This window comes from Mesorhizobium sp. M0227 (assembly GCF_040321855.1).
Taxonomy (GTDB): Bacteria; Pseudomonadota; Alphaproteobacteria; order Rhizobiales; family Rhizobiaceae; genus Mesorhizobium.
Map to the genome: position 1 here is coordinate 38,414 of NZ_JAMYSJ010000008.1, position 15,188 is coordinate 53,601.

20 protein-coding genes and 1 pseudogene are annotated in these 15,188 nt (G+C 62.4%); 11 read left to right on the forward strand and 10 right to left on the reverse strand.

Features of this window, described 5'->3' with window-relative positions; genetic code table 11:
- Nucleotides 1–3 precede the first annotated feature (3 nt).
- Nucleotides 4–717, reverse strand: a complete 714-nt coding sequence (locus NKJ00_RS13145; RefSeq protein WP_023809747.1) for a gamma-glutamylcyclotransferase — start codon at nucleotides 715–717, stop codon at nucleotides 4–6.
- 110 nt (nucleotides 718–827) lie between these two features.
- Here NKJ00_RS13145 and NKJ00_RS13150 point away from each other — a divergent pair, with 110 nt between their 5' ends.
- The 3 genes from NKJ00_RS13150 to NKJ00_RS13160 all read left to right on the forward strand — a co-directional run bounded on the left by NKJ00_RS13150 (nucleotide 828) and on the right by NKJ00_RS13160 (nucleotide 3,375).
- Nucleotides 828–1,529 (forward strand): LssY C-terminal domain-containing protein, encoded by a 702-nt coding sequence (locus NKJ00_RS13150; protein ID WP_128303801.1) that lies wholly within the window; start codon nucleotides 828–830, stop codon nucleotides 1,527–1,529.
- 54 nt (nucleotides 1,530–1,583) lie between these two features.
- Nucleotides 1,584–1,958: a nuclear transport factor 2 family protein gene (locus NKJ00_RS13155; RefSeq protein ID WP_128303800.1), complete on the forward strand. Its 375-nt coding sequence runs from the start codon at nucleotides 1,584–1,586 to the stop codon at nucleotides 1,956–1,958.
- Nucleotides 1,959–2,064: 106 nt separating this feature from the next.
- The gene (locus NKJ00_RS13160) at nucleotides 2,065–3,375 is read left to right on the forward strand and encodes a hemolysin family protein (protein ID WP_352629986.1); all 1,311 of its coding nucleotides are present in this window, start codon (nucleotides 2,065–2,067) and stop codon (nucleotides 3,373–3,375) included.
- 27 nt (nucleotides 3,376–3,402) lie between these two features.
- Here the strand turns inward: NKJ00_RS13160 and NKJ00_RS13165 are convergent, their stop codons facing one another.
- Together NKJ00_RS13165 and NKJ00_RS13170 are read right to left on the reverse strand one after the other, a co-directional pair.
- Complete coding sequence (locus NKJ00_RS13165; protein WP_023809752.1) at nucleotides 3,403–3,795, reverse strand: hypothetical protein; 393 nt, start codon at nucleotides 3,793–3,795, stop codon at nucleotides 3,403–3,405.
- Nucleotide 3,796: 1 nt separating this feature from the next.
- Nucleotides 3,797–4,681, reverse strand: a complete 885-nt coding sequence (locus NKJ00_RS13170) for an NAD(P)-dependent oxidoreductase (protein WP_352629988.1) — start codon at nucleotides 4,679–4,681, stop codon at nucleotides 3,797–3,799.
- Between the two features lie 129 nt (nucleotides 4,682–4,810).
- Between NKJ00_RS13170 and NKJ00_RS13175 the strand changes: the two genes are divergently transcribed.
- Nucleotides 4,811–5,164: a winged helix-turn-helix transcriptional regulator gene (locus NKJ00_RS13175; protein WP_128303797.1), complete on the forward strand. Its 354-nt coding sequence runs from the start codon at nucleotides 4,811–4,813 to the stop codon at nucleotides 5,162–5,164.
- Nucleotides 5,165–5,544: 380 nt separating this feature from the next.
- On the opposite strand, the gene NKJ00_RS13180 is transcribed toward NKJ00_RS13175, so the two are convergent.
- Complete coding sequence (locus NKJ00_RS13180; RefSeq protein ID WP_023809755.1) at nucleotides 5,545–5,799, reverse strand: DUF1127 domain-containing protein; 255 nt, start codon at nucleotides 5,797–5,799, stop codon at nucleotides 5,545–5,547.
- A 230-nt stretch (nucleotides 5,800–6,029) separates the two neighbouring features.
- Here NKJ00_RS13180 and NKJ00_RS13185 point away from each other — a divergent pair, with 230 nt between their 5' ends.
- Nucleotides 6,030–7,535, forward strand: a complete 1,506-nt coding sequence (locus tag NKJ00_RS13185) for a winged helix-turn-helix domain-containing tetratricopeptide repeat protein (RefSeq protein ID WP_352629990.1) — start codon at nucleotides 6,030–6,032, stop codon at nucleotides 7,533–7,535.
- A gap of 55 nt (nucleotides 7,536–7,590) precedes the next feature.
- Here the strand turns inward: NKJ00_RS13185 and NKJ00_RS13190 are convergent, their stop codons facing one another.
- Entirely contained in the window at nucleotides 7,591–8,289 is a 699-nt protein-coding gene (locus NKJ00_RS13190) for a CGNR zinc finger domain-containing protein (protein WP_352555042.1), read from the reverse strand.
- 110 nt (nucleotides 8,290–8,399) lie between these two features.
- Between NKJ00_RS13190 and NKJ00_RS13195 the strand changes: the two genes are divergently transcribed.
- Nucleotides 8,400–9,308: an alpha/beta fold hydrolase gene (locus NKJ00_RS13195; protein WP_352629992.1), complete on the forward strand. Its 909-nt coding sequence runs from the start codon at nucleotides 8,400–8,402 to the stop codon at nucleotides 9,306–9,308.
- A gap of 10 nt (nucleotides 9,309–9,318) precedes the next feature.
- On the opposite strand, the gene NKJ00_RS13200 is transcribed toward NKJ00_RS13195, so the two are convergent.
- Both NKJ00_RS13200 and NKJ00_RS13205 read right to left on the reverse strand, forming a co-directional pair.
- Complete coding sequence (locus NKJ00_RS13200) at nucleotides 9,319–10,245, reverse strand: DMT family transporter (RefSeq protein ID WP_023809759.1); 927 nt, start codon at nucleotides 10,243–10,245, stop codon at nucleotides 9,319–9,321.
- 109 nt (nucleotides 10,246–10,354) lie between these two features.
- The gene (locus tag NKJ00_RS13205; protein WP_352629994.1) at nucleotides 10,355–11,335 is read right to left on the reverse strand and encodes a quinone oxidoreductase family protein; all 981 of its coding nucleotides are present in this window, start codon (nucleotides 11,333–11,335) and stop codon (nucleotides 10,355–10,357) included.
- 97 nt (nucleotides 11,336–11,432) lie between these two features.
- Between NKJ00_RS13205 and NKJ00_RS13210 the strand changes: the two genes are divergently transcribed.
- Nucleotides 11,433–11,837, forward strand: coding sequence for a winged helix-turn-helix transcriptional regulator (locus NKJ00_RS13210; protein ID WP_352440398.1), 405 nt, complete (start codon nucleotides 11,433–11,435; stop codon nucleotides 11,835–11,837).
- A 158-nt stretch (nucleotides 11,838–11,995) separates the two neighbouring features.
- Complete coding sequence (locus NKJ00_RS13215; protein ID WP_352630138.1) at nucleotides 11,996–12,718, forward strand: MBL fold metallo-hydrolase; 723 nt, start codon at nucleotides 11,996–11,998, stop codon at nucleotides 12,716–12,718.
- 60 nt (nucleotides 12,719–12,778) lie between these two features.
- Here the strand turns inward: NKJ00_RS13215 and NKJ00_RS13220 are convergent, their stop codons facing one another.
- Nucleotides 12,779–13,384, reverse strand: a complete 606-nt coding sequence (locus tag NKJ00_RS13220) for an NADPH-dependent FMN reductase (RefSeq protein WP_023809763.1) — start codon at nucleotides 13,382–13,384, stop codon at nucleotides 12,779–12,781.
- Nucleotides 13,385–13,473: 89 nt separating this feature from the next.
- On the opposite strand from NKJ00_RS13220, the gene NKJ00_RS13225 reads away from it, so the two are divergent.
- Nucleotides 13,474–13,842: a winged helix-turn-helix transcriptional regulator gene (locus NKJ00_RS13225; protein WP_023809764.1), complete on the forward strand. Its 369-nt coding sequence runs from the start codon at nucleotides 13,474–13,476 to the stop codon at nucleotides 13,840–13,842.
- 150 nt (nucleotides 13,843–13,992) lie between these two features.
- Here the strand turns inward: NKJ00_RS13225 and NKJ00_RS13230 are convergent, their stop codons facing one another.
- Complete coding sequence (locus NKJ00_RS13230; protein ID WP_081734779.1) at nucleotides 13,993–14,196, reverse strand: hypothetical protein; 204 nt, start codon at nucleotides 14,194–14,196, stop codon at nucleotides 13,993–13,995.
- A 424-nt stretch (nucleotides 14,197–14,620) separates the two neighbouring features.
- Between NKJ00_RS13230 and NKJ00_RS13235 the strand changes: the two are divergent.
- Nucleotides 14,621–14,749 (forward strand): annotated as a pseudogene (locus NKJ00_RS13235) (DNA-binding response regulator); the annotation flags it as partial.
- A gap of 23 nt (nucleotides 14,750–14,772) precedes the next feature.
- Here NKJ00_RS13235 and NKJ00_RS13240 read toward each other — a convergent pair.
- On the reverse strand, nucleotides 14,773–15,009 hold the full coding sequence (locus tag NKJ00_RS13240) for a hypothetical protein (RefSeq protein WP_352629997.1): 237 nt from the start codon (nucleotides 15,007–15,009) through the stop codon (nucleotides 14,773–14,775).
- 18 nt (nucleotides 15,010–15,027) lie between these two features.
- On the opposite strand from NKJ00_RS13240, the gene NKJ00_RS13245 reads away from it, so the two are divergent.
- The gene (locus tag NKJ00_RS13245) at nucleotides 15,028–15,156 is read left to right on the forward strand and encodes a helix-turn-helix transcriptional regulator (protein ID WP_352630140.1); all 129 of its coding nucleotides are present in this window, start codon (nucleotides 15,028–15,030) and stop codon (nucleotides 15,154–15,156) included.
- Nucleotides 15,157–15,188 lie beyond the last annotated feature (32 nt).

A 15,188-nucleotide genomic window follows, 5' to 3' on the forward strand; every position in this document is an offset into this window, starting at 1 on the left:
AGCCTAGTCGGCGCCACCGGTTGAAGCGGCGATTTGCCGTGCAACCAAGTCCTGGATGCGCCAGAGATTCCGGTCGCGGATGCCGCTCTCTTCAAGCTTGCTCACGGTCCTGAACAAATACTGCGCCGAAGAGCCCCAATGACCGGCAGCCCGTGCCAGAGTGTCGGCAACCTGCTCCAATGGCAACCGGCCGGCATAGGCCCTGCCATCCGGCGCGGCGACGAAGGCCAAGGCATGCAGCGGCCCGTCCTTGGTCTTGACCTTGATCCAGCATGGCACGTTGGTTGGCGGGTTGGCATCGATCTCGCGGCGCATCAACTGGCCGAGTTGCCCGAAATGGTCTTCCGCGGGCAGCCGATAGACGATGCCGTTGCAACTGCCGCCTCGATCGAGCGCCAGCATCAGGGCCGGCAAATCACGGGTTCCGCGCCAGCGGGTCAGCTTCAGGCAAAACGAGCGGTGCCATCCCGGCGCCGTGGCCGGGCGCTGCTCGACATGGGCGAATTCGGGGTTCCAGATCAACGACCCGTAGGCAAAGACCCAAAGCGTGTCGGGACGATGCTGCGAAAGCAGCTTTTCGACCAGGCCATCGAACTCCGCATCGGTGTGCTCGCTGGTTCCGGGCTCTGGCCCGGGATCAGGCTCGACACGCTCAACTTGCGCGACAAGCTCGGCGGTCAACGCCATTGGCTTGCGGCCTGCCAGCTTCCGCTCCATTGCTGCCCCCACGAAGAAACGATGGCCCACGATAAAGCGGCGGCGCGCTGCTGGCCATTGATTTCCAGGGTCCCTCGGGCAAAAGATACCGCACGGATCGGGCGGCGTTCATGAGCCAGCGAAGTTTTCGGCGACGCGTTGCAATCTGGGTGGCGACCTTGCTGGCCGCCTATCTGGCGCTCGCCTATTTCGCCGCACCGGAATTCTGGACGTTTCACGATCGCGGCTTTCGCAAGCACAGCTTCGAGATGGTGACGCACACGCCGCAAGGCATTCCGGGCGATCCCATCAATGTCGGTCTTGTCGGTACGCGAAAGGAAGTAGTCCACGCCTTCGCCGTCGCCGGCTGGGACACCGCCGACGCCGTGACCCTGAAGACCGCGATCGAGATCGGTGAAAGCGTGCTGTTCGACCACCCCTACCCCGATGCGCCGGTCAGCAGGCTGCTGTTCGATGGCCGCGCCCAGGATCTCGCCTTCGAAAAGCCGGAGGGCCTCAGCGCCGACCGCCGGCATCATGTCCGCTTCTGGCGGACCGATGCAAGCGGCGACGATGGCCGGCCGCTGTGGCTGGGCTCGGCCAGCTTCGATCGCGGCGTCGGCCTCAGCCACGACACCGGCGCCGTCACCCACCATATCGACCCCGACATCGACGCCGAGCGCGATTTCCTGATGCGCGACCTGGCCACCGCCGGCACGCTGATCTCGACCAGCGACATATCGGGCGTCGGCGCCACCAGTACCGGGCGCAATGGCGGCGGCGATCCCTATTTCACGGACGGCGAGGCAATTGTCGGCGTACTCAAACAGTAGGTCGCGCGGGCCTTGCAGGCTGAAACAGTCCGGCGGTTTCAAAAGGAGCTTCTGATGTTCGACTCGGAAAGCGTAGTGGATAACTACTGCAGGGCATGGTTCGACCCGGAGCCTGAGGAACGTCGCCGCCTGTTGTTGGCCTCATTCGAACCGGAAGGCACATACATTGATCCGACGGTGCATATCTCCGGAGCCAAGGCACTGCTCCAACACATTGATCAGGTGCTGAAAGCTCGTCCGGGCTTCTGGCTCGAACGGACGACCTTGGTCGACGTTCATCACGACTTCCTGCGTTTTGGCTGGGTGCAGAGAGGCGAAAACGGATTTCGAGGCACCGAAAGCATGGATATGTGCCGCGTTTCCAAGGAGGGAAAGCTGTCGCTGGTCGTCGGCTTTTTCGGACCCTTCAGAGCAATGCCGGATCCCTGACGGTTCCTCACCGCCCTGGGATGCCGCGTGACCGAAATGCCGGTCATTTCTCAAAAATCACGTCAGACTATTTTCGAAGACCGCGCCGCAATGCTATTGACCGCTCATGTTATACGTAGAAATCGCTATCGTGGTCGTCCTCATCTGTGTGAACGGCCTTCTGTCGATGTCCGAACTTGCCATCGTCTCGTCGCGACCGGCCCGCCTGAAAGCGATGATCGACCGCGGCATCAATGGCGCCGGCCGCGCGCTCGAGCTTGGCTCGAATCCCGGCAAGTTCCTCTCCTCGGTGCAGATCGGCATCACCCTGGTCGGCGTCCTCTCCGGCGCCTTTTCCGGCGCCACGCTCGGCGAACGGCTGGCGCAGTTCCTGGCCTCGACCGGCATCCGCGAGACCGTCGCCGATCCGCTCGGCGTCGGCATCGTCGTCGCCATCATCACCTATTTCTCGCTGATCGTCGGCGAGCTGGTGCCCAAGCAGATTGCCTTGCGCGACCCAGAGCGGGTCGCCGCCAGGGTCGCTCCGGCAATGACCATCCTCGCCACCATCTCGGCGCCGCTGGTCTTCCTGCTCGACTTCTCCGGCCGCGCCATATTGTGGCTGCTCGGCCAGCGCGGCGAAAGCGAGGAGAAAGTCACCGATGAGGAGATCAAGATGCTGGTCGCCGAGGCCGAGCATCACGGCACCATCGAATCCGACGAGCGGCGCATGATCGCCGGCGTCATGCGGCTTGGCGACCGCGCCGTGCGCGCGGTGATGACGCCGCGCACCGAGGTCGACTGGATCAATCTGCAATCCGACGAGGCGGCCATCCGCAAGCTGCTCATGGAAACCCAGCATTCGCGCCTGCCGGCAGGTGACGGCGGCGTCGATGTCATGATCGGCGTCGTCCAGACGCGTGACGTGCTGGCGGCGTTGCTTGCCGGCCGCGTGCTCGACCCGCGCAGGCATGTTCGCGCAGCCCCCATCGTCTACGACCAGGCCGACGCGCTGGATGTGCTACAGAAGCTGAAGGAATCCGACGTGCCGATGGCGCTGGTGCATGACGAATACGGCCATTTCGAAGGCATCGTCACCCCGGCCGACATTCTGGAAGCCATCACCGGCGTGTTCCGCGCGGACACAGACGCCGGCGACGAGGAGAACGCGGTCAAGCGCGAGGACGGCTCGTGGCTGCTCGCCGGCTACATGCAGGCCGACGAGATGGCCGACATTCTCGGCATCGACCTGCCGGAAAACCGCGATTACGAAACCGTCGCCGGTTATGTGCTGTCGCACATGCACCATCTGCCGGCGACTGGCGAATGCGTCGACGCGCAGGGCTGGCGCTTCGAGGTGGTCGATCTCGACGGCCGCCGCATTGACAAGCTGATCGCCACCCGCCTGCCCGGCGCCCACCGCGAGGCGGTGCGCTGACATGTTCGAATGTCAGCTTTTGACCGGTTAGCTGACGCCGCCCTCTGCCAGAGGTCGAACTGGTTTCAACAAACCGAAGAAGCCAATGATGCGCGTTATCCGTTTCTGCTCCTCATCTAGAAAAGCGATGTCCAGGCCCTCGGGTAAAGACGAACCGTCAGGCATCACAAACTTCCACGCGAAGCGCGCGACGCCGTGATGAACATCCACGTTGCTGGTCCGCAGAATGCAGGCACCAGGATGCTTGCTTTGAATTCCTGCAATGTGGGCTAGCAGTTCTTTGGCACCAACAGCGTGAACGGTTGGATCTGTATACGTCGCGCCATCGCTCAAGACCGATAGCAGCGACGCCCGCCGCTTCTCGGCGTTTTCGGTGGACCACGATGCACAATACTTATCAATGAGATGCGTCAAAGGCATGCTACTTCCCTGTCGCCAGAAAATGCGAGAGCGCGGCGAAATCATCGTGCAAGTGGCCCGCCGCTATGGCCCGTTTGAATATCGCATCATAACCATCGACTATTGAACGGTCGATTCCGCGGAACTGCATCAACTCCAACAGATGCTGCATTGCGCCGTGGTGCGCCGAGATCGACGAGAGCGTTTCGTTATCGCTGGCAAATCGGCCAGCGCTCGTCCGCTTGATGAGGTCGGTCACCAGGCCGTCAATGACCGGCGCCGTCGCGGACCACTGCCGCGCCAGTTCACCCAGTTCGATCTCTTCGGCCTGCGACACGGCGATCGCATGGAGCGTCCCGAACAGAGCGCCCCACATGATAGCCAGTAGTGCGCTATCGAGCGCGTTCGCACGCCCTGGTTCTTCGCCAACATGCTGGACATTGCCACCCAAGGCGCGAAACACATCGCGGTTCGTGTCGAAAGCCTCCCTTGGCCCGGCAAGCAGGATGGTCCCGGCGTCCGTGCCGATATAATCCGGCGTCGCCATGATCGCGCCATCAAGGTAGTTTGCGCCGTGCTTCGTACACCATTCAGCGGCTTCCCGTGCGCCACTCGGCGTCCCCGAAGTCAACTCCACGATCAGCTTGCCGCGAATGGCTGAGGCGATGGCGTCACTGTGGAGAAGCGCTTTTGTCGCCTTATAGTCGCTGACATTCACAATGATGATCTCGCCTGCGTTCACGGCTTCCTCCACGGAGGACGCGGCGATTGCGCCCAGCCTGGCGAGTGGATCGGTCTTCTGTCTGGTTCTGTTCCAGACAGTCGTCGGATATCCCGACTGAAGCAGGCTGCCGGCGAGCGCCGAGCCCATACGGCCCGTTCCAATGACCGTGATTGAAAGCTTCATTCCACACTCCATATCAATTGGCGGCGTCAGACCGCGTTTTGCTGTGATCGTCTTGAGAGGTATGTCAAAACGAGCGGCGCGCGATACGCACCCGGGCGTAAGTGGTCACCAGAAGGTAAGGAACGCGCGATGAACAATTCCGCGGACAATGGCTTTGCAGCGGCCGTCAGGATGGTCGAAGGAAAGTGGAAAGTAGATATCCTTTGCGAGCTCGGAACGGCGTCGCGCAGATTTGGTCGATTGAAACAGGCGCTTTCTGGCATCAGCGAAAAGATGCTGGCGCAACAATTGCGAGAACTGGAGGCCGACGGCCTTGTCGACCGTAAAGTCTTTTCCGTGGTTCCAGCGAAGGTAGTCTATTCGCTGACAGAACGCGGCGCGGCGCTCAACGCAGCAGCAGGTTCACTATGTCTGTGGGCCGAGCAATTCGGCCTGCCCGGCTGCCCTCAGATTGCCAATGGCGTACATATGGATGCCCTCTGATGCATGTCGCCCAAAGCGACCTCGGTTTGGGAGAACGACATGCATAAAAACGAGGATCTAAAACGCCTGAACCCGTTCGTACGGGACACGCTTCAGGGGTGCGACGCGCTGGATGTCCTGTCGAGATTAAAGGCGTTCCGATGGTGCTGGTCATGACGAGTACTACCGTTTCGCACCGCCACAACGGCCGGCATTCTCCCATCACCGGGCTCCGTCGCCGGCTATGTGCTGGCGCACATGCATTATGCCGGCGACTGGTGAATGCGTCGACGCGCAGGGCTGGCGCTTCGAGGTGGCGATCTCGACGGCCGCCGCATCCCGCCTGGCAGGCGCCCATCGCGAGGCGGTGCGCTGACGCCCGAGCAATTGCGGCATTCGCTCTATCGTTCCCAGAAGGACTTGGCGATCTCTCCCTCGACCTGCTCTATCGTCAGGCCGATATCGTCGATCAGATGCGGATTGTCCTTCGACATCTGCCTGAGTTGCCAGCGAAAGCGTATCCGTTCGCGCCAGGTCCGATCGTGCCAGCTCGCTATGATGCTTCGCAGGGTCTTCAGGAGCCGGCGCGATGCCGGCCGCACGGGCGTTCCCGGTCGCGCTGCACAACGCTGGGCTGATGCAAGTGTATTGGTCATGGCAACCTCCATATGGTTTGAGGGCCTAAGGGCTCTCGATGAGGTTGAATTCTGCAGGATACGGACGGCGCCGTAATTAAGCCCTCCCAAATAGTTCTCAAAATTCCAAACGAGCTAGAGCAGTTCACCGGTTCACGGAACCGGTAACCTACTCTAACCCTTTGTTTTGACGCAATTCCGAACAGAAAACCGCTTCACACTTTTCCTGGAATTGCTCTATAGATGCGCCTATGGGATCGCGTTTTGCCTTTGGTCCGTTCGTGCTTGATCCGGGTGCGGGAACGCTGCTTCGGAACGACGTCCCCGTTGCCGTTGGCTATCGCGGGCTGAGCCTGCTTGCAGCACTCGTCGGGCGGCCCGGTGAAATCTTGGGAAAGGCCGAGTTGATGGACGCTGCATGGCCGGGCACGGCCGTGGAGGAAGGCAACCTCACCGTCCAGATCGCGCAGTTGCGCAAGCTGCTTGGTCCTGTCGGCGAGAACGGCGAATGGATATCCACCGTTCCGCGCGTCGGCTACCGTTTCACGGGGGCCGTCGAACAGCTCGGCCAGGCCAAGCGAAAACCCTTGCCGCTGCCCGACAAACCATCGATAGCCGTGCTGCCCTTCGTCAATTTCAGCAACGATCCCGAGCAGGATTCCTTCGTGGACGGGTTGACTGAAGACCTGATCACCGACCTGTCCAGGATCTCCGGCCTGTTCGTCATCGCCCGCAACTCGACCTTTGCCTACAAGGGAAAAGCGATGGACGTGCGCGAGATCGCCGGGGACCTTGGCGTGCGCTACCTGCTGGAAGGCAGCGCAAGACGCGCCGCGGGGCGCGTGCGCATCAACGCACAGCTGGTTGACGCGGTGAGCGGCGATCATCTGTGGGCGGAACGCTTCGATCGCGGCCTGGACGACATCTTTGCCGTTCAGGACGAGGTGACGGCCAAGATCGTGGAGGCATTGCTTGGCCGTCTGCGCACGCTGCCGCCGCGCAACCGGCCCAGCAATCTCGAGGCTTACGATCTCTGCGTGCGGGCGCGCAAGCTGATCGACGACTCGCCGCAGATGGCGCAGGAAGCGCATCTGATGCTGACGCGCGCGGTGTCGCTCGATCCCGGATACGCCGAGCCCTATCGCTGGCTTGCCATGAACCACTGGATGGGACAGGTGCATTGGGGCGGACCAACCGAAGCTGCCCGCAGCGTTGCCTTGGAGCTGGCGCGCAAGGCCGTGGCGATCGATCCCAACGATGCCGGCTGTCGCTGGATCCTGGCCTACCTGCTTGCCTATGAGCGCAGCTTCACTGAAGCGGATGCGGAATTCGCCAAGGCGATCGAGCTCGACCCGAACGAGGCCGACACCTGGGCGGCATTGTCCGATATCGCGGTCCTGGCCGGCCGGGTCGAAGAGGGCCTCGAGCACATCCGCAAGGCGTTCCGGCTGAACCCGTTTCCGGCGAGCTGGTACTATCTGACGCTCGGCCAGGCGCAATATGCGGCGCGCGACTACCAAGCCGCTATCGAGACCCTGCGCCGTGACGAGACCTATCGCACAAGCTCACGCCGTTTCCTGGCGGCAAGCCTGGCGCAACTCGGCCGGCTGGACGAGGCGCGCGCGGAGGCCGAGCTGTTTCTCGTCGGCAACCCGCATTTCACAACCCATCACTGGGCGACGACCGAGCCATTCCGCGACGCCGCTACGCTCGAGCATTTCGTCGATGGTTTTCGCAAGGCCGGTCTTCCGGAGTGACGCGCCGGCATCCGGCCTGCCCGTGGCAAAGGCGAAGTGGTGCGCTAACCCGGATCTAGGCATGGGCATGATCTCGGTGGCGCGAGACCTTCTCGCGGTTACCGCAGGTGCGCATGCTGCACCAGCGCCGCTTGCCGCCTCGCGACGTATCGAGGAAAAGCCAGCCACAGCGAGGGCAGGAATGCAGCCTGTCGCGCGGCAGGGTGAAGAACGCTTCGATGGACAGCATGGCCAGCAAGGCGGTGACGGCATCCGGGTCCCGCCACCGGGCAAGGGCAAGCTTCGGTCTGGTGCGATCCAGCTCGATAGAGCCGGCGGCAAGCGAGCTTGCCGTGCGCGAGAATAACACGCCTAGAGCAATTCCAGGAAAAGTGTGAAGCGGTTTTCCGTCCGGGATTGCGTCAAAACAAAGAGTTAGAGCAGCTCGCCGTTTCCGTGAAACGGTGAAATGATCTAGCGGTTCGACCGCGGACGGTTTGCCCGCGGCGATTGACTCGAAAACCTGAAATGACGCCTCCCGCACTTCGCGGACCCGTTCCACGAACCGCCCATCCGCTATCTCGGCAACGGCCTGCGCCTGGCGATCGTCGGCAAGCCCTGAGGCGTTGAACCAGTTCGCAACATCCCGGACGGACTTAAACAGTTCATTATCAGCTGCTGGCGCCCGCCGGTCGAACACGGCGTTCGACAGGTCCAAAGCGGGATGCCCGCCTATGAAGTGATCCGGCACCCATTCGGTGTGTGCATGGCTCACGGAACATAACCTCATTACCTGCATTATACGGTTACAAGATGAATCACTATCACACCGGTATACGGTGTCAAAGCCACCCCGGTTCGGCGCCAGGCCTTGGGAGAGAGAGGATGTGCAGCAATCGTTACAAGACCCGCCACGAAACCATCAATGTCGACGGCCTCGACATCTTCTACCGTCATGCCGGCGATCCCGGCAGACCGGCAATCCTGCTGCTGCACGGATATCCGACTTCGTCGCACGTCTATCGCAATGTCATCGAACCGCTGGCGGAGACAGCCTATGTGGTGGCGCCGGATCTGCCCGGTTTCGGCTTTTCGTCCGCCCCTTCCATCGATGCTTATGACTACACGTTCGAGAACCTGGCCAACACGATAGAAACCTTCATCGAGGCCCTCGGCCTCCAGCGATTCTTCCTCTACATCACTGACTTCGGCACGCCCGTCGGCTATCATCTCGCCACACGGCGGCCGGATCGCATCCTCGGCCTGATCGCGCAGGACAGCAATGCTCATGACGAGGGGCTGGGACCGGAATGGGACGCGCCGAAGGCGTTCTTCGCCGAACCGACTGAAGAAAACCGCGCCAAACTGCCGGACTGGATGAATTTCGAGGGGACCCGGAACCAATATATCGGCGGTCTCCCCGAGCGTCTGAAGGTGTTGTTTCCGCCCGAGGGTTGGTATCTCGATACGGAGCGTCTGGCGAGGCCCGGCAACACCGACATTCAGTTCGAACTCTTCACCGATTATGGCTCGCACATCGCCCGCTTCCCGGCCATCCAGGCCTATCTCCGCGACCAACAGCCAGCATGCCTCGTGCTGTGGGGACGGCACGACGCCTTCTTCGCGCTGGACGAGATCATGGCCTACAGCCGCGACCTCGACGCAGTCGAAATCCATGTCTTTGAGAGCGGACACATGCTTCTCGAAACGCATCATCGCCAATGCGCGGCTCTCATCGCTCACTTCATCCACGAGGTGGAGACTGGGGTGTTTCGCGAACCTGCCGGGCGCTGAACGTCGGCGCTCAAACCGCCACTTCGATGGGCTCGGCAAGCCTGGGATTGGCCCGCGCGGCGATCAGGCAGCCGGCGACGATCAGGCACGCTCCGGTCAAGGTGGTCCAGGTCGCCTCCTCGCCGAAGAAGAACCAGCCGAGCGCGACCGCCCAGATAAAGGCCGAGTATTCCGTCGGGATCAGATATTGCGCTTCGGCGCGGGCGTAGGACCAGCTCATCAGGAACTGCCCGGCAAGCGACAGCACCGTCACCCCGGCCAAAGGAAGCCAAAGATTGCTCGGTAGGGCGACGGCAAGCCAGGGTGCTGCGAGGCCGAGGAGGATGGCAACGCAAAGGTTCTGGAACAGCATGATCTCGATGGGCTTGGCCAACTGCGCCTGTTGCCGGGCGAGGATCAGATTGTAGCCGTAGAACACCGTCGACACGAGCACCGCTGCCGTGCCGAGCATGGCATCTTGCGAATAGTCTGCCTTCCCGAACTGGCCGGCCATGATGATGGCGACACCGGCAATGCCGGCCAAAGATGCCCAGACAGCCTGGCGCCGGATCCGTTCGCCCAGCAGCAGCGCGGCGAGAAACAGGGCAAACAAGGGCGCCACGAAACTGAGCCCGATCGCCTCCGCGAGCGGCAGCCTGGCCAAGCCCCAGAAGAAGGATATCAGGACGATGCCGACAATCGCGGCACGCAGCGCATGCAGCCTCAGCACCGGAACGGTTGGCGTTAGGCGCGGTCCCGCCAACCAGGCCGCGCCCGCGACCACGGTCGCGACCATGCTGCGCCACAGCAAGGTGTTGTAGACGCCGACCGCGATGACCAGGATCTTCATCGCCGCATCCATCCCGGACAGCAGGAAGATCGCAAGCGCGCAAACGAGCACCGGGATCATCGGGGAAACGGCGCCGGTCAGGCTGGATGTCTTCACGGCTTCACTCATGTGACGGATTGCAGCCGGATATATCAGGCCACAGGGCGCGACCAGATGGCAGTCCCGTCGATGTAGCAGTCCAACCCCGATTGGCGTCGTGTTCGCGGCTATCGCCATATCAGGGTATCAGTACCACCTTCCCGGTCGACCGGCGCTCATCCAGCAACCGGTGCGCTTCCCCGGCCTGGTCGAGCCGGAATCTGCCGCCGATCGTGACCTGCAGTTGGCCGCCTGCCGCCATTTGGAACAGTTCGGACAGGCTGGCTTTCAGCACATCGGCAGACAGCAGCGGCAGCAGCGCGAAACCCCTGAGTGACTGGTTGCGGCCGATCAACTGCTCCAGATCGGAGGCAGCGAGGCCAAAGCGCCCGAGCGCAGCAAACACCAGTTCGCCGCCAGGCGCCAAGGCCTCAAGCAAGGCAGCGGTCAGCGCACCGCCGACTGTGTCGTAGATGATGTTGGCGCCCTCCCCGCCGGTGAGGTCGCGGACGCGAGCGGGCCAGTCCGGCTTGGTATAGTCGACTGCGGCATCGGCGCCGAGCGACAAGACGAAATCCAGCTTTGCCTTGCCGCCGGCGGCTGCGATCACCTGGCGTGCGCCCTTCAGCCTGGCCAGTTGGACAAGCAGCGTTCCCACACCGCCCGATGCGGCCGGCACCAGCACCGCCTTGTCATCGGGCGGGCTTTGCCGAAGCAGATGAAGGGCCGTCAGCCCCTGCACCATCAGCGCCGTGGCAGCCTCGAACGGCAGCGCATCCGGCAGCGGCACGACGAGATCGGCTGACATCGTCACCTGCTCCGCATAGCCGCTGTGGGGACGCTGCGACATGAACAAAGGCGCGGCCACGCGGCGACCCAGCAATTGCGCATCCACACCTTGCCCGACGGCCTCGACGACACCCGCCGCCTCGACGCCCGGGATCATCGGCAGTTGCGGCGTCACCGCGTAGCGGTTCGCGCGCATCAGCACTTCGAAGAAGTTGATCCCGGCGGCGTGGACACGGATCAGCACCTCGCCGGACTGCGGCACCGGCGCCGGCAGATCGACCACCTCCAGCACCTCGGGACCGCCGAAGCGGCTGAGTTGAATGGCTTTCATGGCAAACTCCGATAGCACTGGCATCGGCAGCGGTTTGCCACTATCTGCGGAGCCTCGACTACACACTCATTTGTCCCCTGCTGACCAGGAGGTGACCATGCCAGATTCCAAGAGAATGCCGATCAAAAGACTGCCGATGCTGCCGGCGGAACGGGCGCTGAAAGTGATCGCCGGTCGCTGGAAGGCGGTCATCCTCTACCATCTCTTCGATGGTCCCCGGCGCCTGTCGGCGCTCAAGACGCTGATGCCGGGCATCACCCAGAAAGTGCTGATCCAGCAGCTGCGCGAAATGGAAGAGCACGGCCTGGTCAGCCGTGAAATCTTCGCCGAAGTGCCATCGCGCGTCGAATATTCGGCGACGCGCCTCGGCCTCAGCCTCGAGCCGATCCTGCTGGCGCTCTGCCAATGGGGCCAGCACCACGCCGACGAGTTGAACGAGACGAACCGCCTCGCAGACTGCATCATACGGCCGAGGCAGGCGACGCACGCCCACATGGCATAAATCGAATTTGACGGGTGAGTTGCCGACGCGGGCTGCCAGACCGTCGATTTGTCCACAGAACGGATCGGAAAATGCACCGCATAGCTTCGGGCGACCTTTATCAGACCTACGATCTTGGTGACTTGCGCATCACCTCCTTGCGCGATGGCTATGTCGACATGCCGATCGGACGGCTTCGGCAACGCGGCGACAAGCCATTTGGCGATGAATTACCGAAACAAGTCGCGTTGGTTGGTGGTCAACTCAGGCTTTCCGTCAATGCCTTCGCGATTGACGATGGAAACGGGATCATCTTGATCGATACCGGCGCCTCGAACGCCTGGCATCCCACCATGGGCCGACTTCCCGAGGCGCTGGACGAAGCTGGCATCGATGCAGGACGAGTCCGTACCGTCTGCTTCACCCACACGCATCTCGACCACATCCATGGTCTTGTGCTTGCCGACGGCCGCGACGCTTTCCCGCGCCTGGCGCGCTTGCTCGTTCCCGGGGAAGAACTCGGCTTTTTTCGCGCCGAAGCGCGGCTCGAACGATTTCACGGCATGGCGGAACCCTTCGAAGCCGGAGACCGTATCGGGACACATGTCGACATTGTCGGCGCTCATGGCCATGAAGCGGGACACAGCTGCTTTCGTGTTTCTGCCGGCGGCGAACGCATTCTGATCTGGGGCGACACCGTTCACGTCCCATCGCTTCAGTTCGATCGACCTGAGGTGACATGGGAATTCGACGCCGATCAGGACCAGGCGCGCGAAAGCCGGTTGCGGTTGCTGGCGCTTGCAGCCGACGATCATTGTTTCGTCGCCGGCGCGCATCTGGATTCGCCCGGCATCGGCCGCGTCGTCCGATCCGGCGCCAGCTTTCAATTCGAGCCGCTATAATTGAAAAAGGGCGGCGCAAGCGCCGCCCCGGATCCTTGGGAGGATAATTCGAATTGGCGGTCAGGCCGCCTTGACTTCCTCGGCAACGGCGTCGGCCTGACGCGCTGCCTTGAGCACCTTGGCCCACCACGCAACATCGTTGACCAGCGCGGTGGCGGCCTGGTTCAGATGCTCGAGGTCTTCCAGCTTCTTCTCGCCCTGGCGGACGGCGAGGAAATCGCCCCAGGCGATATGGACGGCCGACTTGACCGGCGCCATCTGCAATTCGACGGCATACAGTCTAAGCTGTTCGACGGCACGCGAGCCGCCGACGCTGCCATAACCGACGAAGCCGGCCGGCTTCTTGTTCCATTCATTGGCGGCGTAGTCGATGGCGTTCTTCAGCACGGCCGTCGGGCCATGATTGTATTCGGCGGCGGTGAAGATGAAGCCGTCGAATTCGGCGACCTTCTTCTGCCAGCGCTGTGCCACTTCGTTCTGCGACGGCGCCCAGGCGGAGGATGCGACCTCGTCGAAGAACGGCAGCGGGAAGTCGCGCAGGTCGACGATCTCGACATCGATGTCGGCGTGCGACTTGGCGATCTTGGCGATCCACTGGGTTGGCACATCGGCGAAACGAGCGGCGCGCGTCGATCCGACGACGATAGCAATTTTGGGTTTGGACATAAGGGCTCTCCTTGCACGAAGTACTGGTATCATTTGGATACCTGCGCTATATGAGATACTGCAAACGCGATGCACAAGAAGGCACTTTTTTGTTACCGAGGCACCCACACCGCACCGAGGACTGCCGCGCCATCTCGGAAATCCTGCAGCGCGTCGGCGACAAATGGACCGTTCTGGTCGTCGGCAAGCTGGGCGACGGACCGCTGCGTTTCAACGAATTGCGTGCTGCCGTCGGCGGCATCTCGCAGAAGATGCTGACCACCACCTTGCGCGGGCTGGAGCGTGACGGCTTCGTCACCCGCACCGTGTTTCCAACCATTCCGCCGCGCGTCGATTATGAGCTGACCGAACTCGGCCACGAGCTGCTGATCCCCGTCAGCGCACTGAGCGAATGGGCGCGTGCGAACACCATGCGCGTCAAGGCGGCGCGCGAAAAATTCGACGACGCCCGCGTCTGAAACCCTTGCGCTGCAAGGGTTTCAGACCCGCACGCAACATCCGGCTTGCCTGATCGGAAATTCTATCTCGGCTGCGCGGATCGTTGCCCGAATGCACGCGCCGTTTTGGCTGGTGGATTGCCGCTCATGCCGTCCGCTGACGGCTGCCGCTCAGGCTCCTGATGTGCGGACATCGCATCGCGCGGCGGCACAGGTATCACACCGTGCGCCCTGCTCGCCGGGAGCCTGTTCCCCATGCGTGCAGGCACTGCGCGAGATATCTTCCTTCACCTCCGCGTAAGCGGTCACGCCGAGCAGGCATGTCGTCGCCACCAGGGCTGCCACGAGCCAACCGTTCAGCAGATGTTGACGCATTGTCTCTCCTCCGATTGCAGCAGGATCGGGCATGGAGGCAACCGGCGGATGTCGCGAAACGGGTCCGCTACATGGCCCCTGTTACAAACGGCCATCCCCGGCTCGCTCTACCTGATCCCAGCTATGTCGGCGTCAACCGATCCATGGCAGACTGGTACGATCGGCTGGGTATTTTCCGCCCCGGCTGCTACCGGTGAAAGCCGCCATTCGCGTCGAGGTTCATGTCGTACAAGGAATATCCCGCCATCGACCTGCCCCCATCGGAAGCACTGCTGCCGAGCCCGCTGCTTGTCGTCGAGGACGAGCCGATGATGCAGGTGCGGTTGCGCTCGATCCTGAAGGGCCTTGGCTATGCTCAGGAGGAGCTGTTTTTCGCCGGGTCGATCGCGCAGGCCAGGACCCTGCTCGTCGACCAGCCTTTGCCATGGCGCTGGTCGATGTCGGCCTGCCCGATGGCAACGGCATCGACCTTATCGGCTCCCTGCACGAGCATGACGCGGCGCTGCCGATCCTCGTCATCTCGGCCTGGAGCAACGAAAACACCATCCTCGAGGCCCTACGTGCCGGCGCGACCGGCTACCTCCTGAAGGAGCGCGACGACATCGAGCTTTCGCTTTCGATCCGCAGCACCATCCGCGGCGGCGCGCCGATCGATCCCTTCATCGCCCGGCGCATCCTGGAACTGGTGTCGGCGCCGGCGCCGACCGGGCGTGCCCGTCCTTCCACCGACAGGCCGGGGCGCGGCAAGCCCGCGCTTGCGCCGCCGCCTCCCTTGACGCCGCGCGAGATCGAGATCCTCAACCTCGTTGCCAAGGGGCTTACCAATCAGAGATTTCGGGAGTCCTTTCCCTCTCCAGGTTCACGGTCGAATGCCACATTCGCAACATCTACAAGAAGCTGTCGGTCAAATCCCGGACGGAAGCGATCTTCGAGGCGCGGTCGCAAGGCTTCTTGCCCTGATATTCCTGCTCCTCGTGCCGGGCGGCATCGCC